This is a genomic window from Pseudooceanicola sp. NS-SX8 (genome assembly GCF_057380755.1).
Map to the genome: position 1 here is coordinate 1806316 of NZ_CM170819.1, position 21414 is coordinate 1827729.

Below are 21414 nucleotides of genomic sequence, written 5' to 3' on the forward strand. Positions count from 1 at the left end.
CGCCCTGGCCATGGATCGTCTCGGAAATGATCCAATCACGAGATGCAAGCCCCTGCAATCCCAGCTGGATTCGATGATTTCCCAATTTTTTCAGGGGATTTTTCGGTTTTCAGATGAAATGACCTGACGCCAATCAGGTGCATTTTTTAGATTTCCCACCTTGAGCGCCCCTTTTTTGGGCGATCATTCCCATTTTTGAGAAGAACGTGCCGCGTAGTCTAAAAAATGAGAGTTAGCGCTTGAACCTCGCGCCGCCTGCCGCTCAGAACTGGGGCCAAAGTAGTATGCGAAGAAGAGGACATCCCTCGTGATCAGTGTTTCCGGCCTGACGAAGCGGTTCGAAATGGACGGCGGTGCCTCCGTCCTGGCCCTGTCGCCCGTCACCCACCACATCCCCGAAGGTGCCTTTGTGTCGATCGTCGGACCCTCTGGCTGCGGCAAGTCGACCTTCCTGCGCCTGGTGGCCGGGCTCGAGGAGGCCTCAGACGGCACGATCACGCTGGACACCGGCGCGACCCGGCGGCCCGTGGGTTTCGTCTTCCAGGATGCGGTGCTGCTGCCGTGGAAAACGGTGCGCGACAACATCCGCTTCCCGCTGGACACCGCAGGCACGAAGAAGTCCGAAGGCAACAAGCGCGTGCAGGAGCTGATCGACCTGGTCGGCCTGACCGGCTTTGAAGATGCGCTGCCCAAGCAGCTGTCGGGCGGCATGCGCCAGCGCGCCGCCATCGCCCGCGCCCTGGCCGACGATCCGCCCATCCTGCTGATGGACGAACCCTTCTCGGCCGTGGACCTGCTGACCCGCGAGACGCTTAACGACGAGTTGCTGAAGATCTGGAAGGCCACCGGCAAGACGATCCTGCTGGTCACCCACTCGGTCGAGGAGGCCGCCTACCTGGGGTCCGACATCATGGTGATGTCGCCGCGTCCCGGTCGGCTGAAGAAGACCTATTCGGTCGATCTGCCCTATCCGCGCACGCCGGAAACCAAGGCGTTGCCGGGCTATCACGCCCTGGTCTCGGACCTGCGCAGCGATCTGCGGGAAACCGAGTGATGCCGCGTCAGATCCGTTCCTTCATCGAATACGGCGCCGCGCTGGCGCTGCTGCTGGTGGCCTGGTGGTACGCCAGCGGGCCTATGGGGATGCCCAAGTACCTGCTGCCCTCGCCGCAGGCGACCTTCTCGACCCTGTGGAAGATGATGGTCGACGGCAGCCTCTGGCCGCATCTGTGGTTCACGGTGCACAACATCGTCATGGGGCTGGCCATCGGCGCCGTGGCGGGCATCGCGCTGGCCTATGTGCTGTACAAGCTGCCGCGCCTTTCGACCCTGCTGGACGGCCCGCTGGTGGTCCTTCAGACCGCGCCGAAGATCGCGCTGGCACCGCTGTTCGTCGTCTGGTTCGGCCTGGGGCTGACCGCCAAACTGGTGCTGATCTTCTCGCTGGTCTTCTTCCCGGTGCTGATCGGCGCGCTGGCGGGCTTCCGCGGCATCGATTCCCGTATGCATGACCTGGCCGTGCTGCTGAAGCTGCGCCCCCTGCAGCGCTTCTGGCAGATCGACATGCCGGCGGCCCTGCCGGGCATCTTCGTCGGCCTGAAGATCGGTGCGGTGCAGGCGCTGGTGGGCGCGGTGCTGGCCGAGTGGATCTCGGGCTCCGACGGGTTGGGCTATCTGATGACCTACGCCGGGGCCACCTACAAGACGCCGCTGCTGTTTGCCGCCGTGCTGCTGACCTCGCTGCTGGGCATCGCCCTGCACGCCGGTCTGACCGCCATCGAATCCCGCGTTCTGGCCTGGAAGGTGCAGGATGGCCGTTGAGAAACCTACCGCTGGCAAACCTACCGCCCGCGTCCCCTTCACCGGGGGCCGCCCGCCGCATCTGCCCTGCGGTCCCGGCGATGTCGCCCGCGACGTGCTGGTGCCTGGCGATCCCGACCGCGTCGCCCTGCTGAAGGACATGCTGGAGGACGTGCAGGACTTCGGCCGCAAGCGCGAGTTTGCCCTGATCACCGGCCGCTACCAGGGGCATCCGCTGACCATCTGTTCCAGCGGCATCGGCGGCCCCTCGGCCGAGATCGCGCTTGTCGAGCTGAAGCACCTCGGCGCCGAACGGGTCGTGCGCATCGGCGGCATGTCCGCCCTGGTGCCCGAGATCGGCGTCGGCAGCTACCTTGTCCCCGACCGTGCCATCGGCATGACCGGCGTCGGCGCTCTCTATGCCGCGCAGGGCTACGAGGCGCTGGCCGATCCCGCCCTGCTGGCCGGCCTGCGCGCCGCCGCCGCCGAGCTGGGGCATGTGACGCACAGCGGCACCATCGCCTCGACCGACAGCTACTATCTTGGCCAGGACCGGCCCCTGCCGGACGGCACCGAGGGCGCCTTCCTTGACGGTTTCCTCAAGCAGGGTGCCGTCGGCTGCGAGATGGAGGCCCAGGTCATCCTCTCCGTCGGCCGGGCGCTTGGCCTGCAGGCCGCCTGCCTGATCGGTGCCCATGGCAATCGCGCCACGGACGACTGGCTGGTCGACTACGAACCCACGCAACGGGGCCTGCTGACCATCGCCGGTCGCGCCCTGGCTGCCCTGAAATAACCCCGCAACCACAAGAAGACCCAACAGGAGACTCTCCCCATGACCCACGTCTTCAAGACCACTGTCGCCGCCCTGGCGATGCTTGCCGCCGCCCCGGCCGCCTTCGCTGCCGACAAGGTGACGATGCAGATCGACGGCGCCGCCGTGCCCTTCTACTCGCCGCTCTATGCAGGTGTCGAAAACGGCTTCTTCGCCGACCAGGACATCGAAGTCGAGTTCATCTATGCCGGTGCCTCCGACATCCTGACCAACATTGCCGCCGGCAACGTGCAGTTCGGCTTCCCCAACGGTGACGCGGTCGTCGCCGCTGCGGCCAACGGCCTGCCCGTCAAGGTCGTGCACACCACCTACCAGCGCGGCATCGGCGCCCTGCTGGCCAAGGAAGCCACCGGCATCTCCTCCTACGAGGATCTGAAGGGCAAGACCGTCGCCGTCACCTCGCTGGGCTCGCCCAACTACCTGCAGCTGCAGGTTGGCCTGCAGAAAGCCGGTCTGACCATGGACGACATCAAGCTGGAAGTCGTCTCCACCGGCGCGATCGTGCAGGCGCTGCAAAGCGACCAGGTCGACGCCATCGTCTTCTCGGAACTTCGCAAGTACAACCTGGAAGCCGCCGGTGAAGACGTCACGATGATCCTGTCGAACGACTTCCTGCCCTCCTTCGGCAATGTCGTCGTCACCTCCGACAAGCTGCTGGCCTCCGACCCCGACCTGGTGAAGCGCTTCACCAACGCCGTCACCGCCTCCTACGAGTGGGTGATCGACGGTCACGTGGAAGACGCGCTGGACATCTCCTTCGAGAAGTACACCCCGACCTGGTCCGACCAGAAAGAGCTGCTGACCACCGCCTTCGAGAACTCCTTCGTGGCCTCCGTCTGGCAGAGCGATCTGACCAAGGAAAAGGGCCTGGGCGCGGCGGACTTCGACGCCTGGCAGGCCAATGCGGACACGCTGGCTGAATACGGCGTGATCGACAGCGCGCCCAAGGCCACCGACTTCGTGGTCGATCCCTCGACCATCGGTGAATAAGCCATGCTGAAACGCGGGATTGCAGGCCTTCTTCTCATCCTCGTCCTCTGGGGCGGGGGCGTGTTCCTCTTCGACGTGCCTGAGTACCTCTTGCCGGGGCCCGGAACCGTCTTTGATCGTCTTGGCTTCCTCTATGCCAATGCCGGTCTGCTGGGGCACGTCCAGGTCACGCTGGTCGAGATCTTCTGGGGCTTCGTCTTCGGCCTTCTGGCCGGGGTGGTCTGCGCGGTCATCTTCGCGCGGATCCCCGTGACGGAGCGGCTTGCGACCCCGCTCATCCTGCTTCTGCAGACGGCGCCGAAAATCGCCATTGCGCCCCTGCTCCTGCTTTGGCTGGGGCTGGGGCCGGCACCGAAGATCGTGCTGATCGCCATTGTCACCTTCTTCCCGGTGATGACGGGGATGCTGTCGGGCCTGCGCTTCGTCAACAAGTCCTTCCTGGACCTGGCGCAGGTGCTGAAGCTGACCGCCTGGCAGCGCTTCGTGCATATCGAGCTGCCGGCCTCGCTGCCGACGCTCTTTGCCGGCGCCACCGTGGCCACGACCCTGGCCATGACGGCCGCGGTGATCGGCGAACTCATGGGCTCCAACGAGGGCATGGGTTACCTGCTGTCGATGGGGCAGGAGAACGCGGATACCGCGACGGTGATCGGCATGGTGCTGCTCCTGTCGCTGACCGGCTGGCTCTTCTACGAGGTGGCCGAGTATCTGCGGCGGCGCATGGAGGCACGGTTCTCGGATGTCTGAGGCGCGTCGCGCGTTTGTCTGCGTGCTGGATTCCGTCGGCATCGGGGGCGCCCCCGATGCCAATTCCTTTTTCAACGACGGGGTGCCGGATGTCGGCGCCAATACCTTGCTGCACATCGCCCAGGCCTGTGCGGCGGGGCGTTGTGACGACCGGGGCCGCGCGGGCCCGCTGCATCTGCCCAACATGGATCGCCTGGGGTTGGATGCCGCGCTGCGTCTGGCTTCTGGCGAAGGCGCTCCCGGGGCCTCCGCGCCCGGCGATGCGGCCAGCTGGGCCGTGCTGCAATCTGCCTCCGCCGGCAAGGACACCCAGACCGGCCATTGGGAGCTGGCGGGCCACCGGTTGGACCGCGACTGGCACTACTTCCCGCGCCAGGTGCCGGCCTTCCCCGAAGAGGCCATGGCGGCGCTGATCGCCGCCGGCGACCTGTCGGGCACGCTGGCCAATTGTCACGGCTCCGGTTCCGACCTGCTGGAGCGTTTTGGCGCCCTGCACATGGAGAGCGGCCAGCCGATCCTTTACACCTCTGCCGACAGCGTGGTGCAGATCGCGGCCCATGAAGAGACTTTCGGGCTGGAACGTCTGCTGGCGCTTTGCGAGGCCGCGGCAGAGATCTTCCACCCGATGAACGTCGGCCGGATCATCGCGCGCCCCTTTGTCGGCACGCCCGCGAATGGCTTCACCCGCACGGCGAACCGCCACGATTACGCCATTGCGCCGGATGGGCCCACGCTTTGCGACCGGGTGCAGGGGCTGGGTGGCAAGGTGCATGGGATCGGCAAGATCGGTGACATCTTTGCGGGGCGCGGCATCGACCGCGTCCTGAAGGCGCCCGACGACATGGGGTTGTTCGACCGCTTGCTGGAAACCACGGTCCAGGCCGCGCCGGGCGACCTGGTCTTCGCGAATTTCGTCGAGTTCGACAGCCTCTATGGTCACCGCCGGGACCTTTCGGGCTACGCCATGGCGCTGGAGCGCTTCGATGCCCGCCTGCCGGAGCTTCTGTCGCGACTGGCGCCCGGTGACCTGCTGCTGCTGACGGCGGATCATGGCAATGATCCATCCTGGGTCGGCACGGATCACACCCGCGAACGGGTGCCCCTGTTGGCCCATGGCTTGAGGCTGGCGCCGGACGTGCGCCCCTTCACCGACCTGGCCGAGATCGTGCTGGGCCACCTTCGGGAACGTCAGGTGATCACCTGAGGCCCTTCTTGCGGAAGTCTCTTGAAGCATTGGTCCTGAGGCATTGGAACCAGTCATCGCCAGGTGGCAGGTCCTGTCGGCAGCGGGACCTTGGTGACCGAGGCTCTGCCGCGGCGTTTCGCATGCCCTGAACTGTCAAAGGCGGCGGTCCGATCACGCGCCGGCCCGAGATGCAGTGGCGCGAAACGGGCAGGGGGCTGGCCGCGCGGTGTTAGCGAGTTCTCAAGCCCGCTCTGGCCGCCGCGTTGCCGCATGCCGGCATCGAGCTTAAACCAACCGCTTAGCGCGACGGGCTACTTATGTGTACGTCATTTCGGAACTGGACGCTGACGCGTCATCCCTGTCTCATGTTGCCTTTCAGTCGGTTTCCTTGTACCGGAACGACAAGGTGCCGGGCACCTGCCGCCTGCAGACGCGAGTCACGGTGAAGCCCGAAGCAAAACGACACCTCACCCTCGAAGCATTTCGCAGGTGGGTAATGCAGGCTCCCTCCAAATCCGAAGTGCCTCTCAGGAGGAGTGAGCGATGTCTGTCGGACGCGCCGCCAATACAATTGAAAACCCATTTCTGACCCTGCCGGTCAGGCGACTTTTCCTGTCCAACGCCCTTCCCATGGCAGTGGTCATGTCGACCAGCGGCCTGCTGAATGTGGTGGACGGGATCTTTGTGGGACGGTTCATCGGGGCTCAGGCCCTTGCGGCTGTCAGCCTGGCCTTTCCGGTAATCATGCTGGTGACGGCGTTGACCACCCTGACAGGCGGCGGCATGTCGAGCCTTCTGGCCCGGCGCCTGGGCAGGGGCGCGCGGCGCGAGGCGGAAGCCGTTTTCGCGGGAGCGCATGGCCTTGCCCTCGTTCTGAGTGCGGCCTTGATGCTCGGTGCGCTGACATTGGGCCCGGGCATTGTGTCGTTTCTCGCGGCCGGAAATGAACCTGTCGCGGCGCCAGCAAGGGCGTATCTGCTGATCCTGATCCTTGGGGCGCCTGTGCAGTTCGGTCTGGGCCTGCATGCTGATGCGCTGCGCAACGAAGGGCGATCAGGGCACATCGCGATGTTGTCTGTGATCGTCAACCTGCTGAACGTCGCTGCAAACTACATTGCGATCGTGCTGCTCGATCTCGGCATCGCTGGATCGGCGATCGGGACGGTGGCGGCGCAGGCGCTTGGCCTGATGCTGCTCTTGCTGGTTCGCAGCCGCGATCCCGCTCTTTTGCCGCTTGCCGCGATCCGGCAGGCAAGCTGGCTGACGGGATGGCGGCAGATCCTGTCACTGGGCCTGCCGTTGAGCCTGAGCTTCATCGGAATGGCACTCGTGGCAAGCACCGTGCTTCTGGCCATCGGCAACACCGCCGCGGATCATGGAACCTATGTCGCAGCTTACGGGATCGTGACGCGCATTCTTGGTCTGGCTTTCCTGCCGCAGATGGCCATTGCGTTGACCACCCAAAGCATCACCGGAAACAACATCGGCGCAGGCCGACCGGAGCGTGCGGGCGCGGCCCTCCGACTTGCCATCGTGTGCGCGTTCCTCTGGTGTCTGGGCGTGACACTGGCAGGGTTGCTGGCAGGCGAGATGCTTGGCGCAGTGTTTTCCGAAGATCAGGCGGTGATCACGGCAGTTGGTGACATCATACGCCCGATGACAGCGCTCTATGCCGTAACCGGGCCGATCCTTGTGGTTGCCATGCATTTTCAGGCCATGGGGCATCCGTTGCGAACCGCGGCTCTGACCCTGGTCAAACCCTGGGTTCTGACGCCTGCGCTTGTCGTCCTGCTGAATGCGCACTTCGGGATCCAGGGCCTTTGGCTTGCGTTTCCCGCTGCAGATGCCGCCCTGCTTCTGGTGGCTCTGGCGATGGCTGTCAGAGGCCGCATATGTGGCGCCCCCATTACGACATTGCACGCCGGGGAAAGATCATGACACAGCCATCTCTCGATACCGTCAAGGCGCAGGCAAAGGCTCTCCGGCAGGCACTGCAAGCCGGGGGCACTGTCATCAGCCATGCACAGGCCCTTGAACTGATCGCCCGGCAACACGGGGCACGAGACTGGAACACGCTGCATGCCCGGCTCACCCGGCGGAATGCGCCAGCAGAGCTTGTCCTTGGTGATCGGGTGGCCGGCTTTTACCTGGGCCAGGCCTATACCGGCGAAATCGTTGCCTTGTCGGGACCTGTCGGGCATCGGCAGGTGGATATCAAGCTCGACCAGCCGGTTGACACCGTTCGGTTCGAGAGCTTCTCGAACTGGCGTTACCGGATACGTGGAACGCTCGACAGCGAAGGGCGCAGCCATCGCAGAACATCGGATGGCGAACCGCAACTGATTGTGGAGAAGGCGCCATCCTGACGTCTGGCGGGGCTGACCGGTGTAACGACCGACCAACGCGGTGCTCGCCTGCTTCGTCCTGCTCTGCCGACCATGGCCTGCACGATCATGCTGAAAGATGCCGCCGATGTCTGGTGCGGGGGAACTGCGCGGCGACAAAGCTGAACCTGGCCAATGACCTCTAATTGGCCGAAAACGCCGCAACCCATGCCCGCCCAGCTGCCACCGCTGCCTGGCCCAAGGCCCTGCGGCAGCCGGCTGTCTCCCCTCAGCCCTCCCAGCTCCGCAGCACCCTCAGCTGGGGCGTCTTCTTTGTCAGGTGCTCCGCCATCCGGCCCATCAACCGGTCAAGATCCGCGATCGCCTCGAAGATATGCGGGCCCTTGTTCAGCATGACGCATTCGGCGCGGGCGGCCATGGCGGCGTCGGTCATCTCGCCCCGGGACGGCAGGCCCGTCTTCACGTAGCTCTCCAGCACCTGGGTGGCCCAGATCACCGGCACCTGCGCCGCCTCGCAAAGCCACAGCAGCTCCTCCTGCATCTCCGCCAGGCGGGCAAAGCCGATCTCAACCGCCAGGTCGCCCCGGGCGATCATCACCGCCGTGGGCTGCTGCCCCGCTGCGCGGACCAGCATGTCGGGCAGGTTGCGCAGGGCGCGGGCCGTTTCCACCTTCAGCACCAGGCCCAGCTCGCGCCAGTCCCCGGGCCGCAGGCGCGCGAGGTGGGATTGCAGCTCCGCCACGTCCTCCGGGCCCTGCACGAAGGAGAACTCGATCCCGTCGGCATGGCGGGCGACGAAGGGCAGGGCGGCCAGGTCGGCCGGGGTCAGGGCGGGGACGGTGAAATGGGTGTCGGGGAAGTTGATGCCCTTCTCCGGCTTCAGCCGGTAGCCCTCCCCATCGGGGCCGGCGGTCACCCGGGTCAGGACGCCCCAGTCCTCCTCCCGCTCCACCCGGCAGTCCAGCTTGCCGTCGTCGATGAAGATCCGCTGGCCCGCGCGCGCCGCGCTCAGCGCCTCGGGCAGGGTGCATTCCAGCGCCGCCATGTGCCGTGGTGCCGCCTCCAGCCGGCCGGGCAGGGTGATCGCCAGGGGATCGCCGGGGATCACGTGTTTGAGGTGCTTCTTCTCGCGCAGGGGGCCGGTGCGGATCTTGGGGCCGGCGAGGTCCATCAGCACCTTCATCCGCCAGCCGGTTTCCGCCGCGGCGCGGGTCACATGGGCGATCATCGCCTGCCAGTCCGCTTCGGTGTCATGGGCGCAGTTGATGCGCACGGCCTCCACCCCCAGTTCGGCCAGGCGGCGGGTGAACCCCGGGTCCCGCGCGGCCTCCGACGGGAGGGTGACCAGAAGGCGCACCGGCGATTGCGGAGAGATCGCGCCGAGCAGCGCATCGGCCCGCGCGGCGATCCGGGCCTCCCCGGCAAAGAAGGCGTCGGGGGCGGGCGCGCGGTAGGTGCCGCCCGTGGCCGCCAAAAGCAGCGCCTGCAGCGCATCGAACGCGGGCAGGACCCGGCTTTCGGCCCGGCCGAGGGAGGAAAGCCCCGCCTGCATCATCCGCCGCTGCAACGGGCGTATGTCGTGCCGACGCAGCGCCAGGTAGCGGGCGAAGTTGGCGGCCGAGGGGACGAAATCCGGCGCCGCGATCCAGCCCTGCCAGCGGGCCTCGATGGGCCGGGCGCCTGCCTCCACCGCGGTACGCAGGTCGGTGACCTCCTTGAGCAGGGCGGACAGGTCGGGGGTATCCATGATGCGGTCTCCGGCAAACTCCCCCGGTTCTGGGCGTGCTGGATGACAGTCTCATGACAGCGGGTCACCCGACGGCGGGACAGGGTGTCGCGCCCGGGCCGGGCCCTGCATGAAAACCGTCGCGCGAGGGTGTCGCGCCCTGGCCAGGCCCCGCAGGAAAACCGCCGCGCGAGGATATCGCGCGGCGGCCTGTTCGTGAGCGGTGGGTCGTGTCGGTCTTCCGGATGATCCGGTCTTCCCGACCCGCGTGAGCGCGCGGACGGGTCTTCAACCGGGGAACCCCCCGGGTCTGGCGCGGCCTATTCCGCCGCGTGGGTTATCTCGGCTTCACCCATGACATCTGCGGCCGCGCCGGTCAGGGCGGCGGCAATCATGTCGCATTCCTCCAGCGTCAGACGGGCGGGCAGGCGGCAGTCGCAGGCGCGCATCAGCATGGCGCGGGTGGCGGGCAGCTCGGGCAGGTCTTCGATGAATTGCCAGTTCCAGAAGGCGCGGGCATTGTCGGTGGACATGCCGAAGACCTGCACCTTGACCCCGCGCTTGGCGGCGGCGGCCTGGAAGGCGAGGGTCTGTTCGTCCGAAAGGCCCACCAGGTTGAACTGCAGGCTGTCGGGCGCGCGTTCTTCGGGGGCAAGCTTGGCCGGCACGTCGATCCAGGGGCTCTGCGCGATGGCGGCTGCGGTGTGGTCGTGGTTGCGCCGCCCGTCCCGGACCCGGCGCGCCACCTCGGGCAGCTGGAAGCGGGCGATGGTGGCGGACATGTTGGACAGCCGCAGATTGTAGAGCGGCAGCTTGTTCTGCCAGCGCTGCAGGGCCTCCAGCAGGTCGTTGGAATTCTCGCCGTGGCGTGCCTTGTGCTTCTTCCACATGTGCTCATAGGCGCCGGACATGATGATGGCGCGGGCCACCAGGTCGGCGTCATCGGTGATCAGGATGCCACCCTCGCCGGAGTTCACCAGCTTGTAGGACTGGAAGGAGAAGCAGCCGATACGCCCGATGGTGCCGATGTTGCGGCCGTGCCAGGTGGTGCCAAGGCTGTGCGCCGCATCCTCGACCACCGGGATGCCGGCTTCGTCGCAAAGCGCCATGATCGCATCCATGTCCGAGGTATGGCCGCGCATGTGGCTGATGATCACGGCCTGGACGGTGGGCAGCTTGGCTTTGAAGTCCTCGATGTCGATGCGGTAGTTCGCGCCCACTTCGCAGAGCACGGGCTGGCAGTCGGCATGGACGATCGACGACGGCACGGCGGCGAAGGTGAAGCCGGGGATCATGACCCGCGCGTCGCGCGGCAGGTCCAGCGCCTTCAGCGACAGGAAGAGCGCGGCGGAGCAGGAGGAAACGGCCAGCGCGTAGCGCGTGCCCATCATCTCCGCGAATTCGGTTTCCAGCAGGGTGACCGGGGCATTTTCCGGCGCCGTGTAGCGGAAGAGGTCACCGGAAGACAGCAGGCGCTCGATCTCGGCGCGGGCGGCTTCGGGGATCGCTTCGGCATCATAGACATTCGGCGGCAGGGTCATCGTATTCGGCTTTCCTGAAAGTGTCTTTCGGAAAACCTAACGGAAGCGGCGGCGGCGGCAAAGTGAAAAGTCTGTAACAGGCGGCGAATGGCGGAAAGGTGGCGAAGGGGAGGGGGCGCTGCCCCCGGCTCCGTGCCGGAGCCTCCCCCGGAGTATTTTCAGCCGTCGAATGAACAGGCCGGAGTATCTCCATTCGACGGCCCGAAATACTCCCGCCGGAGGCTTCGGTCCGCAGGGCCGAAACAGCAACGCCCCCGCCGGGCGAACCAGCGGGGGCGCAGGGCTGAATTCTGATGGGATATCAGACGTTCAGAAGCAGATGCTCGCGTTCCCAGGGCGAAATGACCGACAGGAATTCCTCGTATTCGGTCCGCTTCACGATGGAATAGACGCGCAGGAATTCCGGCCCCAGGACGGAGGCGAGCGCCGTTGCCTCGTCCATCGTGTCCAGCGCCTCGCCCAGGGTGCGGGGGAAGTCGCCCTCGCCCTCGTAGGCGTCGCCGCGGAACTGCTTGTCGGCGCGTTCCTCGTTCATCAGGCCCAGGTAGCCCGCGGCCAGCGAGGCGGCAATGCCGAGGTAGGGGTTGCAGTCCATCCCCGCCACGCGGTTTTCCACCCGCCGCGCATCGGGGGAGGAGATCGGCACGCGGATGCCCGTGGTGCGGTTGTCGCGGCCCCATTCCAGGTTGATCGGCGCCGCGTGGTCCTTCACGTAGCGGCGATAGCTGTTCACGTAGGGCGCCATCAGCGGGATACATTCCGGCAGGTGCTTCTGCAGCCCGCCGATGAAGTAGAAGAAGGCATCCGTTTCGCCCCCCGCGGGGCCGGTGAAGATGTTCTTGCCGGTCTCTATGTCCAGCACCGAGTGGTGGATATGCATCGCGGAACCGGGTTCGTCCGGGATGGGCTTGGCCATGAAGGTGGCAAAGCAGTCGTGGCGCAGCGCGGCTTCGCGGATCAGGCGCTTGAAGTAGAAGACCTCGTCCGCCAGGCGCACGGGGTTGCCGTGGCGCAGGTTGATTTCCAGCTGGCCGGCGCCGCCTTCCTGGGTGATGCCATCGATCTCGAATCCCTGGGCCTCGGCGAAGTCGTAAATGTCGTCGATCACCGGTCCGAACTCGTCCACGGCGGTCATCGAATAGGCCTGGCGGGCGGCGGCAGGGCGCCCCGAACGGCCCATCATCGGCATGATCGGCTTGGACGGATCGGTGTTGCGCGCGACGATGTAGAATTCCATCTCCGGCGCGACCACGGGTTTCCAGCCCTGATCCTCGTAGAGCTTCACCACCCGTTTCAGCACGTTGCGCGGCGAATAGGGGATCGGGTTGCCCTTGCGGTCATAGGCGTCGTGGATCACCTGCAGGGTCCAGTCGCCGGTCCAGGGCGCGGCGGTGGTGGTGGAAAAGTCGGGGGTCAGGATCATGTCGGGCTCGATGAAGCCCTCGTCGCCCGCCGCATCCGACCAGTCGCCGGTGATGGTCTGGAAGAAGATCGAGTTCGGCAGGTGGAAGTTCTTCTGCCGGGCGAATTTCGACGCGGGCACGGCCTTGCCCCGGGCGATGCCGGGCACGTCGGCGATGATGCATTCCACCTCGTCCAGGCGGCGCCCTTCCAGGTACTGCTGGGCCGCCTCGGGGATCAGGGTGGTCCAGTTGGTGCTGTTGGGATCGGGGATCATGCGGGCTGTCCTTTCAGCACGGCGGCAATATGCGCGGCCTCGGTTGCGGCGGTGGTGGCCGTGTCCAGCTTCTCGGTCGCGTCCTGGATCAGCGGGTCGGGCACCACGCCCTTGGCGCGGCTTTCCAGCAGCGCGCCGATAGCCTGGGCGTTGTACTCGGGGTGCGGCTGCAGGGTGTAGACATGCTGCCCATAGGCCAGCGCCGCGTAGTCGCAGAAGGGGGAGGAGGCGACGACCCGCGCGCCGGGCGGCAGGATCGTCACCTGGTCCTGATGCCAGGCGTTCAGCACCTTTTCGCCCTCGGGCCCGGTGTAGCGTGTGGCGCCCACGGACCAGCCGCCGGGGAATTTCTCGACCCGGCCGCCCAGGGCCTGGGCGATGATCTGGTGGCCGAAGCAGATGCCCACCAGGGGCACGCCACGGGCGTAGATCTCGCGAATCAGATCCTCCAGCGGGGGGATCCAGTCGTGATCCTCGTAGGCGCCGAATTTCGATCCGGTGATCAGCCAGCCGTCGCAGGCGCGCGCGCCCTCGGGGAAGACCCCGTCGCAGACGGCGTAGGTTTCATAGGTGAAGTCTTGGCCCTCGAGGAGCCTCTCGAAGAAGGCGGGGTAGTCGCCCATCTCTTCGAGCATGTTTTCCGGCGCGTGGCCGGTCTGCAGAATGCCGATTTTCATGGAACACCGTTGGATTGCACGGGAAAGGTAGAGGAGAGGTCCGGGGGCGGCAAGTGGCCAGCGCCGGGAGGGGAACGGAGGATCCTTCCAGACCCGCCTGCGCCCCCTGGCCTCCGGATGGACTGGCCCCGTAGGGTGCATGCCAATGCACCTTCCCGACACCTTCCCGACACCGGCCCTGCCTTGGCCTTCCCTTGGCCCGTCCCCTTTCGCGAAATCTGCGTCCTCAGACCGTCTCCAGGTAGACCAGCCAATGCTCTTCCTGGGGGATCTCCGCCAGGCGGCGGATCTCCTGCCGCTTGGTCATGGCGAAGTTGCGGATCAGTTCGGGGGTGAAGATGCGCTTCATCAGCGGATCTTCCTCGAACCGTTCCAGCGCGCTTTCCCAGTCGGGCATCAGCCCCGGCAGCTTCTGGTCGTAGGCGTTGCCGGTGATCGGCGCCGGCGGCTTCATCCCGTCCTCGATCCCCACCAGGGCGGAGCCGAGGATGGTTGCCAGCACCAGGTAGGGGTTGATGTCGCCGCAGGCCACGCGGTGTTCGATCCGGCGCGCCTTTGCCGGGCCCGACGGGATGCGGATCGCCGCCGTGCGGTTCTCGTAGGCCCAGCAGGCGCCGGTGGGGGCATGGGCCCCGGGGGTGAAACGTTCGTAGCTGTTGCCATGGGGCGCCCAGATCAGGGTGCCGGGGGCCAGGCCCGCAAGGCAGCCCGCCACGGCATTCTTCAGCAGCGGCGTGCCCTCGGCCCCGCCGTTGTCGAAGATGTTGTTGCCCTCTTCGTCCAGCACCGAGAAGTGCACGTGCATCCCGTTGCCGGCGTCATTGGCAAAGGGTTTCGCCATGAAGGTCGCCGCCATGTCGTGACGCCGAGCCATGCCGCGCACCATGGCCTTGAAGAGCCAGGCATCATCGGCCGCCGCCATGGCATCGCGGTGGTCCAGGTTGATCTCGAACTGGCCAAGACCCGCTTCCGAACTGGCCGAATCCGCCGGGATATCCATCGCCTCGCAGGCGTCGTAGAGGTCGGTCAGGAAGTTGTCGAAGGCATCCAGCTGCCGGATCGACAGGATCGCATTGCCAAAGACCGGCCGGCCAGAGATCGGGTTCTGCGGCGCCGCCAGCTGGTGCCCGGTGTCGTCGACCAGGTAGAATTCCATCTCCACCGCCGCCTGCACCGTCCAGCCGCGTTCCTTGTAGCGGTCCAGAACCCGGCGCAGGGCATGGCGCGGGTCGCCCGCGAAGGGCGTGCCGTCATCGTGGAACATCCACATCGGCACCAGGGCAGAGGGGCTGTCGAGCCAGGGCATCGGCACCGGGCCGTGCTCTGTCGGCTTCATCACGCCATCCTCGTCGCCACTGTCGAAGACCAGCGGGCTGTCCTCGATATCGGCCCCCCAGACATCGACGTTGAGGACGGAGAGCGGCATGCGGGTGCCCTCGGTGCCCAGCTTGTCGAAGGTCGCAAGTGGCACGCGCTTGCCGCGCATCTGTCCGTTAAGGTCTGCGGCCGCCACCCGGAAGGTGCGGTACTGGTCGAAATTCATCGGATCCTCTTGGGGCCGGGGACCGGCCACTGGTTAATATGATCAAATCAATTCCATTCTGACCGAAAGCGCTTCGTCCCGGAAGGGGAAAGATGATCAAATTATCAAGCCGTCGAACTTTTGCGCCACTTCCCCCATTTGCTGGCTGAAAATATCCCCGCCGGAGGCAGGCCCGCAGGGCGGGCCCCTTCAGCGCACCATCTGCGGCTTGATCCGCATCCGGGGTTTCTGGTTCGACGGCAGGTGCCGGTTCAGGCGCCGGTAGATCGCCCCGTAGACCAGCACCACGGTCAGGGTCAGCAGGATGAAATACATCGCCAGGATCGGGTAGGGGATGAAGGGGTTGAAGGTCTTCGAGGCGAAGTAGTCGGCATAGTAGAGCGCATCGCCCTTCTGCTGCCGCGCCGGGAAGGAGCTGAAGTAGACCAGCGTCGTGGCGTGGAAGAGGAAGATCGCCTCGTTGGTATAGGCGGGCCAGGCCAACCGCAGCATGGTCGGGAAGGTGATGCGGCGGAACTTCCGGAAGCCGGAGAAGCCATAGGCATCCGCCGCCTCCAGGTCGCCCTTGGGCACCGACCGCAGCCCGCCCAGGAAGATTTCCCCCGCATAGGCGGTGGTGTTCAGCCAAAGGGTGATCAGCGCCCCGGCCCAGGCCCGGGTCAGCCAGCTGGTCTGGGCCGTGAACTCCACGAAGCCGAGGTTCACCGGCACCCCGTCGCGGGGCAGCTGGGTGAAGAGCGCGTAGAAGAAGAAGAACTGGATGAAGAGCGGCGAGCCGCGGAAGACGAAGACGAACCAGTCGGCGGGCTTGCGCAGCAGCCAGTGGTCCGAATGGCGCATCAGGGCGATGCCCACGGCGGCGCCGAAGCCCAGGATCAGGGCGCCGATGCCGAAGTAGAGGTTCCAGATCATCCCCGACCCGATCAGCACGAACTGGTCGCACAGCGTGAAGTCCGATCGCGGCAGCAGGCGTTCGCCCAACCCGATGGAGCGCAGCCCGTAGGCCTGGATCGTCTCGATGCAGCTCATCATGCGGCGGCTCCCTTGGTGCGGGCGCGGGCCTGCTTCATGCCCGAAGCGGTGGCCTGGCCGCGCGACAGGCGTCGTTCCAGCCGGGCAAAGGCGATTTCCGACAGTTTGGTCATGCACAGGTAGAAGGCCAGCAGGGCGGTGAAATACCAGATGCGCCAGTCCGGGTGCGGGTAGCTGTAGGCGGATGTCTTGGACCCGCCCAGTTCCCGCGCCCAGTAGACCACGTCCTCCACCCCCAGCAGGAACAGCAGCGGCGTGGCCTTGATGAGGATCATCCACAGGTTCGACAGGCCCGGCAGGGCATAGACCCACATCTGCGGGATCAGGATGCGGCGGGTGACCTGCCCGCGCGACATGCCGTAGGCCTCTGCCGTTTCCAGCTGGGCGCGCGGCACCGCGGTCATGGCGCCGGTCAGCACGAAGGAGGCGAAGGCGCCGAAGACGAAGGCGAAGGCGATGATGGCCAGGACCACGCCATAGACCTCGTGCCAGGCCTGCGGGGCGGAGCTCAGCGGCAGCTTTGCGGCGGCGCAGACGACGAAATCATTGCCCTGGCGCACCGGTTCGTCCCAGTCCGGGCATTTGATGCGGTGGCGGATGTATTCCAGCCCCTGGTCGAGCGCCAGCGGCACGAAGAGGAAGAAGGCGATATCGGGCACGCCGCGCACGATGGAGGAATAGAAGACGCCCAGCCAGCGCAGCGGTGCCAGGTGCGAGCGCGTCGCCAGCGCGCCGAGGAAGCCCACGCCAAGCGCCACCGGCGCGGTGATCAGCATCAGCACGATGACCACCCCGAAGCTCTGGTAGAACATCATGTGCTTGGGCGTGGTCAGGTAGCAGGCCATCCAGCTGGAGCCTGTCAGCAGGTCCGGGGCCGCGCAGTATTCGAACAAGGGCTCCTCCGGGAAGGGGGCGGGCCGGACCGGGCCGGCGTCGGGATGGCATGGGAAGGGGGGAGGGGGGGCCTTGCCCCCCGTCTCCGTGCCGGAGACTCCCCCCAGGATATTTTGGGCCAGAAAATGATCAGGGCCGGGCGCAGGGACCAAAGCAGGGCCAAGAACGAGGGCCGGGGGCTTCGGAGGCGCGGGCCAGGGCCGGGAGCCGGGGGCGCACGGGGCGCGCGCCGCCGGTCCCGGGCCGATGGCCGGATCAGTAGGTGCCGGTGCCTTCGCCGAAGTACTTGTCCAGCAGCGCGTTGAGCGAGCCGTCGGCCTTCATCGTGTCGATGGCGGCGTTGAACTTGTCCTTCAGCTCGGTGTCGCTTTCGCGCAGGCCCATGCCGACGCCGCCACCCAGGGCGACCTCGTCACCGACGACCATCAGTTCACCGTCTTCCGCGTAGGGCAGCAGGAAGTCCTTGTCGGCGAAGACCGCATCGGCCTCGCCGTTCTTGACGGCTGCGATGGTTTCATCGGGGGTGGCGAATTCCAGCAGGGTGGCGCCGGTTTCGGCCACGTAGCCGGCCTGGATCGTGGCGGTCTGGGCCGCGATCACGCCGCCTTCCAGGTCAACACCCTCGTCCATGCCGAGGTAGATGGAGCCGGTGGGCGGGTAGTAGTCCTGGGTGAAGTCGATGACCTCGTCCCGTTCGTCGGTGATCGACATGCCGGCGATGATGGTGTCGTAGTTGCCGGCCACCAGGTTGGGGATGATGGAATCCCAGTCGTTGGTGACCCATTCGCAGGTCAGCTCCGCCAGCTCGCACAGCTTGTCGCCCAGCTCACGTTCGAAGCCGGCCACTTCCCCGTTGTCGTCGATGAAGTTGTACGGAGGGTAGGCGCCCTCGGTGCCCATGCGCACCACGTCCGCGGCGAAGGCCTGACCGGCCAGGAGGGCCAGCGCGGCGGTGGCGGAAAGCATCGTCTTTTTCATGTGTGTCTCCCAAGTGAGGGGGGCGGTTCCGCGCCCCCGGGACCCTCTGCGGGGCCTGCCATCAGGTTGCGAAGACTTGACCAGGGAGACAAGAAATTTCTGCACGCCGGATCAAACTTCCTGCCTTCCCGTGGCGTCAGCCCCCGGCGCCGCAGCGGAAAGGGGCAGCGCTCCTCCGCCGCCGGATCACCACCGGGCCGCGACCGCCGCTCCCGGCAGGCAGGCAAGGTAGCAGGCAAGGAAGGTGGCAGGCATCGGGGCGCCGCGCCGCCCGGGTCTCAGACGTGCACGGTGGACGACAGGAACCCTTTCAGGCGTTCGCTCTTCGGGGCGCCGAAGAGCGCATCGGGCGCGCCCTGTTCCTCGATCAGGCCCTGGTGCAGGAAGACCACCTGGTCGGACACATCCGCGGCCATCTTCATGTCATGGGTCACGATCAGCATGGTCCGGCCTTCACCGGCCAGATCCTTGATCACCTTGACCACCTCCTGCTCCAGCTCGGGATCCAGGGCAGAGGTCGGCTCATCGAACAGAAGCGCCTCGGGTTCCATGCACAGGGCGCGGGCGATCGCGGCGCGCTGCTGCTGGCCGCCGGACAGCTGGGCGGGCCAGGCATCCGCCTTGTCCGCGATGCCGACCTTGGCCAGGTATTCCCGCGCCCTGGGCTCCACCTCCGCCCGGTCGCGCCCCAGCACCGTCAGCGGCGCTTCCATCACGTTTTGCAGGATCGTCATGTGGGACCACAGGTTGAACTGCTGGAACACCATCGACAGGTTCGTGCGGATCCGCAGCACCTGCTTGGCCTCCCCGGGGCGCCGGTGGTGGCCTTGCCCCTTCCAGTGCACCGCCTCGCCCTTGAATAGGATCTCTCCCTTCTGGCTGTCTTCCAGAAGGTTGGCGCAGCGCAGCAGGGTGGATTTGCCCGATCCCGAGGATCCGATCAGGGAAATCACATCGCCCCGATGGGCGGTCAGCGACACGCCCTTGAGGACTTCAAGCGCGCCATAGGCCTTGTGCAGGTCGCGGATCTCGATAACGGGCGGGTTCTGGCTCACGTGTCCCCCAGGATGCTTTTGCGGTCCGGGGATTAGGGCCCCAGAACGGCCGCGAAATCAACATCCGTGATCGCTGACTTCACGACAGGGAAAGGGACCGGGGCCGGGGCGGCAGGGGAACGGCGTAATATTGGGCCGCGGGCAGGCGCAGCAGGCGGGTGAAGCCGATGGCCTCCCGCTCCTGCGGCTGCAGGGTGGTCAGCGCGACATCCAGGGCCTGGCGAATGGGCTCCGGGTCGCGGCCCCTGGCGGTGATGATCGGATGGGCGGGGCTGGGGCGCGTGGGGCCCAGCACCCGCAGGCGTGCGGCATCGGGATCACCCTCGGCCTGCAGCAGGCGCCAGGTCACCAGGTCGATCGCCGCCAGGTCGGCCGCGCCGCGCGCCACGGCCTGAACCGACAGCGCATGCGCGCCGGTAAAGGTCACGGGGCCCAGGGGCACGCCTGCCTCTTCCGCATGGGTGACCAGCGCGGCCCAGCCCGACTGGCTGACAGGTTCATTGGCCGCCGCCGGGCGCCCGTCCAGATCGGCCATGCTGCGCGCCGGGTCGTCCGTGCGCACCACGATCACCGACAGGTAGTGCCCCGCCGGGGCGCCGGGCAGGGCGGGATCGGTGGTGCCCACCAGGTCCACCCGCTCCTTCAGCGGGCCGCGAAACGGCAGGCCGCAGGTCTGCGCCATCAACAGGTCGGGGCTTTCCCACTGCGCGAAAAGATCCTCGGGATCACGCGTCAGCGCCTCGGGCGCGGCAATGCCCCCGGCGCGCAGCCGGTCGCGCGTCACCGCCCACAGCCGGTCATAGATGCCGCTGGTCGCGGCGCGGTCGTACATCGGAAAGGCGGCGATCAGCTCTGTCATGGGGCCTCCGCTGGGTGGGCTCAGGTCCAGGGGCCGGGGCGGCCGGTGGCCACACTGGCGGGCCCGCCAGTTTCGTTGCCACCATCCTTGCCAGCGTCATTCCCGCTTTCGGCCCTTTGCCGGGCGCGGGCGCTGTCCTGATCGGTGATGCCCAGAAGGTTCGACACCAGCCGCAGCAGGGCGTCTTCCTCCGGGTCACGGGTGCCATCGGCCAGCACCACCTGCCAAAGCGCCCCGATCACCGCCAGGCGGTTTTCATAGGGTACGGCATCCTTGATCGCCCGGGTGAAACGCACGGTGTCGGGGGCCTGGCCTTCCAGGACCTCGGCATCGCCCAGCAGCGCCTCCGCCTCTTCGGCGGTCAGGCCGTAACGGGTGGCCAGGATGCGCCCGATGGTGCGGCGTTCGCCGGCATCGTAACTGCCATCGGCGCGGGCAACCCGGACCAGCAGGGCAGAAAGCGCCAGGCGTGCGTCGCCCTCGCCAAGCGGCGCGGGGCGGGGGGCGGTGAGGCGGGACAGGAAATCTCCGAACATGGCGTACTATATAGAGTGCCCGTCCGGAGGCGCCAATGCGGAACCGTCCCGCGCCGCCCCCTTGCGTTCACACCGGGGTAAAATTCCCGTTTCATATCCGGGTTCCATATCCGGGGGGCGCCCATTGCCGTGGCCTCCGGGGTGCAATTGGCCCATCATCGCGCAGGTCAGGAGCCGGGAGGCATCTTGTTCCGAAAGAGGCGACTTCCGGGCCGAACCGCGCCCCGGAGGCGGCGAAAGGCCCGCAAGCGCCGCCGGGCGCTGCGGCAAATGCGGCCCTTCCGTGGCGGATGGTGCTGCAGGGGCGGGCTGAAACAGGGCTTTCGTCCTGCGGTTGTTGGGGTGGCCGGAAAATTGCGCCGGAAATTGAATTCCCCGTCTTGGCCATAATTCGGACCCACTTCTTTCCCAAAACTGATTCACATTATTCAGATCAGTCATTTTTTCAGGAACCCGCGGCATGCCGTCTCTCACCCGGATCGATTGGGCCGAATCCTCCGCCTCCGAGCGGTTGGAGGCTTTGCGCACCGCGACCGGGCGCCAGGTCTGCGCCATGGCCCGGGCCGTGGAATGGGAACGCGACACCTACGAGGTGATCGGCTGGATGTCCGCCCAGATCTGCGTCGATCTCGGCTCCGCCCTGACGCTGTTCATGAACGCCGAACCCCAGCGCTTCAACAAGGTGCCCCGCGAAGAGGTGCCCTCCGACCTGGCCTGCATGTGCGCCCTGCTCGATGCGCTTTGCCAGCGGATCAACGCGGGCTTCTACCTGCCCGATCCCGCGCGCCAGATGATCGGGCCGGAACGGCTGCAGGCCTGGATGGCCGCACAGGCCGAAGATGCCCGCAGGGGCGACAGCGGCCGCTGGCAGCTGAGCCCGGAAATCGTCGGCCCGATGATCACCAAACCCCGCGCGCGCAAGCATCCCCGGCGTGGCCGGGACAAGGGCCTGATCAGCCGCCTGATCAAGCCGCTTCTGGCCTGACAGCCCCCCG

19 protein-coding genes and 1 pseudogene are annotated in these 21414 nt (G+C 66.5%); 9 read left to right on the plus strand and 11 right to left on the minus strand.

Features of this window, described 5'->3' with window-relative positions; all coding sequences use genetic code 11:
* Positions 1-307 precede the first annotated feature (307 nt).
* The 8 genes from AC2IR1_RS08215 to AC2IR1_RS08250 all read left to right on the plus strand — a co-directional run bounded on the left by AC2IR1_RS08215 (position 308) and on the right by AC2IR1_RS08250 (position 7921).
* Positions 308-1054, plus strand: a complete 747-nt coding sequence (locus tag AC2IR1_RS08215; protein ID WP_486475794.1) for an ABC transporter ATP-binding protein — start codon at positions 308-310, stop codon at positions 1052-1054.
* Complete coding sequence (locus tag AC2IR1_RS08220) at positions 1054-1821, plus strand: ABC transporter permease (protein WP_486475795.1); 768 nt, start codon at positions 1054-1056, stop codon at positions 1819-1821. The genes AC2IR1_RS08215 and AC2IR1_RS08220 overlap by 1 nt, the downstream gene beginning before the upstream one ends.
* Entirely contained in the window at positions 1811-2593 is a 783-nt protein-coding gene (locus AC2IR1_RS08225) for a nucleoside phosphorylase (RefSeq protein WP_486475796.1), read from the plus strand. Before AC2IR1_RS08220 ends, AC2IR1_RS08225 begins: the two co-directional genes overlap by 11 nt.
* A gap of 39 nt (positions 2594-2632) precedes the next feature.
* Positions 2633-3622: an ABC transporter substrate-binding protein gene (locus tag AC2IR1_RS08230; protein ID WP_486475797.1), complete on the plus strand. Its 990-nt coding sequence runs from the start codon at positions 2633-2635 to the stop codon at positions 3620-3622.
* Positions 3623-3625: 3 nt separating this feature from the next.
* Complete coding sequence (locus tag AC2IR1_RS08235; RefSeq protein WP_486475798.1) at positions 3626-4369, plus strand: ABC transporter permease; 744 nt, start codon at positions 3626-3628, stop codon at positions 4367-4369.
* On the plus strand, positions 4362-5573 hold the full coding sequence (locus AC2IR1_RS08240; protein ID WP_486475799.1) for a phosphopentomutase: 1212 nt from the start codon (positions 4362-4364) through the stop codon (positions 5571-5573). Before AC2IR1_RS08235 ends, AC2IR1_RS08240 begins: the two co-directional genes overlap by 8 nt.
* Positions 5574-6098: 525 nt before the next feature.
* Positions 6099-7493: an MATE family efflux transporter gene (locus AC2IR1_RS08245; protein WP_486475800.1), complete on the plus strand. Its 1395-nt coding sequence runs from the start codon at positions 6099-6101 to the stop codon at positions 7491-7493.
* Entirely contained in the window at positions 7490-7921 is a 432-nt protein-coding gene (locus tag AC2IR1_RS08250) for a glyoxalase superfamily protein (RefSeq protein ID WP_486475801.1), read from the plus strand. The genes AC2IR1_RS08245 and AC2IR1_RS08250 overlap by 4 nt, the downstream gene beginning before the upstream one ends.
* A gap of 247 nt (positions 7922-8168) precedes the next feature.
* Here AC2IR1_RS08250 and AC2IR1_RS08255 read toward each other — a convergent pair whose 3' ends face one another.
* From AC2IR1_RS08255 to AC2IR1_RS08305, 11 genes and pseudogenes are all read right to left on the minus strand, one after another.
* Complete coding sequence (locus tag AC2IR1_RS08255) at positions 8169-9647, minus strand: pyruvate kinase (RefSeq protein ID WP_486475802.1); 1479 nt, start codon at positions 9645-9647, stop codon at positions 8169-8171.
* A 299-nt stretch (positions 9648-9946) separates the two neighbouring features.
* Entirely contained in the window at positions 9947-11167 is a 1221-nt protein-coding gene (locus AC2IR1_RS08260) for a DegT/DnrJ/EryC1/StrS family aminotransferase (RefSeq protein ID WP_486475803.1), read from the minus strand.
* A gap of 301 nt (positions 11168-11468) precedes the next feature.
* Entirely contained in the window at positions 11469-12845 is a 1377-nt protein-coding gene (locus AC2IR1_RS08265; protein WP_486475804.1) for a glutamine synthetase family protein, read from the minus strand.
* Entirely contained in the window at positions 12842-13522 is a 681-nt protein-coding gene (locus AC2IR1_RS08270) for a type 1 glutamine amidotransferase (protein ID WP_486475805.1), read from the minus strand. The genes AC2IR1_RS08265 and AC2IR1_RS08270 overlap by 4 nt, the downstream gene beginning before the upstream one ends.
* A gap of 226 nt (positions 13523-13748) precedes the next feature.
* Entirely contained in the window at positions 13749-15065 is a 1317-nt protein-coding gene (locus AC2IR1_RS08275) for a glutamine synthetase family protein (protein ID WP_486475806.1), read from the minus strand.
* A 189-nt stretch (positions 15066-15254) separates the two neighbouring features.
* Positions 15255-16094, minus strand: a complete 840-nt coding sequence (locus AC2IR1_RS08280; protein ID WP_486476386.1) for an ABC transporter permease — start codon at positions 16092-16094, stop codon at positions 15255-15257.
* A complete protein-coding gene (locus AC2IR1_RS08285; protein ID WP_486475807.1) occupies positions 16094-16990 on the minus strand; it encodes an ABC transporter permease in 897 nt (298 codons plus the stop codon). Before AC2IR1_RS08285 ends, AC2IR1_RS08280 begins: the two co-directional genes overlap by 1 nt.
* A 256-nt stretch (positions 16991-17246) precedes the next feature.
* Positions 17247-17969, minus strand: coding sequence for a transporter substrate-binding domain-containing protein (locus tag AC2IR1_RS08290; protein ID WP_486475808.1), 723 nt, complete (start codon positions 17967-17969; stop codon positions 17247-17249).
* 278 nt (positions 17970-18247) lie between these two features.
* Positions 18248-19024, minus strand: coding sequence for an ABC transporter ATP-binding protein (locus AC2IR1_RS08295; protein ID WP_486475809.1), 777 nt, complete (start codon positions 19022-19024; stop codon positions 18248-18250).
* A gap of 79 nt (positions 19025-19103) precedes the next feature.
* Positions 19104-19883: a phosphate/phosphite/phosphonate ABC transporter substrate-binding protein gene (locus AC2IR1_RS08300; protein ID WP_486475810.1), complete on the minus strand. Its 780-nt coding sequence runs from the start codon at positions 19881-19883 to the stop codon at positions 19104-19106.
* A gap of 104 nt (positions 19884-19987) precedes the next feature.
* Positions 19988-20419 (minus strand): annotated as a pseudogene (locus AC2IR1_RS08305) (tellurite resistance TerB family protein); the annotation flags it as partial.
* A 460-nt stretch (positions 20420-20879) separates the two neighbouring features.
* On the opposite strand from AC2IR1_RS08305, the gene AC2IR1_RS08310 reads away from it, so the two are divergent.
* Positions 20880-21404, plus strand: a complete 525-nt coding sequence (locus tag AC2IR1_RS08310; protein ID WP_486475811.1) for a hypothetical protein — start codon at positions 20880-20882, stop codon at positions 21402-21404.
* Positions 21405-21414: the final 10 nt, after the last annotated feature.

Excerpts from the sequence above, each read along its gene's own strand:
- AC2IR1_RS08290 (WP_486475808.1), bottom strand. The coding sequence starts at position 17,969 with ATGAAAAAGACGATGCTTTCCGCCACCGCCGCGCTGGCCCTCCTGGCC.
- AC2IR1_RS08230 (WP_486475797.1), top strand. The coding sequence starts at position 2,633 with ATGACCCACGTCTTCAAGACCACTGTCGCCGCCCTGGCGATGCTTGCC.
- AC2IR1_RS08225 (WP_486475796.1), top strand. The coding sequence starts at position 1,811 with ATGGCCGTTGAGAAACCTACCGCTGGCAAACCTACCGCCCGCGTCCCC.
- AC2IR1_RS08250 (WP_486475801.1), top strand. The coding sequence starts at position 7,490 with ATGACACAGCCATCTCTCGATACCGTCAAGGCGCAGGCAAAGGCTCTC.
- AC2IR1_RS08235 (WP_486475798.1), top strand. The coding sequence starts at position 3,626 with ATGCTGAAACGCGGGATTGCAGGCCTTCTTCTCATCCTCGTCCTCTGG.
- AC2IR1_RS08300 (WP_486475810.1), bottom strand. The coding sequence starts at position 19,883 with ATGACAGAGCTGATCGCCGCCTTTCCGATGTACGACCGCGCCGCGACC.
- AC2IR1_RS08270 (WP_486475805.1), bottom strand. The coding sequence starts at position 13,522 with ATGAAAATCGGCATTCTGCAGACCGGCCACGCGCCGGAAAACATGCTC.
- AC2IR1_RS08265 (WP_486475804.1), bottom strand. The coding sequence starts at position 12,845 with ATGATCCCCGATCCCAACAGCACCAACTGGACCACCCTGATCCCCGAG.
- AC2IR1_RS08245 (WP_486475800.1), top strand. The coding sequence starts at position 6,099 with ATGTCTGTCGGACGCGCCGCCAATACAATTGAAAACCCATTTCTGACC.
- AC2IR1_RS08260 (WP_486475803.1), bottom strand. The coding sequence starts at position 11,167 with ATGACCCTGCCGCCGAATGTCTATGATGCCGAAGCGATCCCCGAAGCC.
- AC2IR1_RS08220 (WP_486475795.1), top strand. The coding sequence starts at position 1,054 with ATGCCGCGTCAGATCCGTTCCTTCATCGAATACGGCGCCGCGCTGGCG.
- AC2IR1_RS08255 (WP_486475802.1), bottom strand. The coding sequence starts at position 9,647 with ATGGATACCCCCGACCTGTCCGCCCTGCTCAAGGAGGTCACCGACCTG.
- AC2IR1_RS08310 (WP_486475811.1), top strand. The coding sequence starts at position 20,880 with ATGCCGTCTCTCACCCGGATCGATTGGGCCGAATCCTCCGCCTCCGAG.
- AC2IR1_RS08275 (WP_486475806.1), bottom strand. The coding sequence starts at position 15,065 with ATGAATTTCGACCAGTACCGCACCTTCCGGGTGGCGGCCGCAGACCTT.
- AC2IR1_RS08240 (WP_486475799.1), top strand. The coding sequence starts at position 4,362 with ATGTCTGAGGCGCGTCGCGCGTTTGTCTGCGTGCTGGATTCCGTCGGC.
- AC2IR1_RS08280 (WP_486476386.1), bottom strand. The coding sequence starts at position 16,094 with ATGAGCTGCATCGAGACGATCCAGGCCTACGGGCTGCGCTCCATCGGG.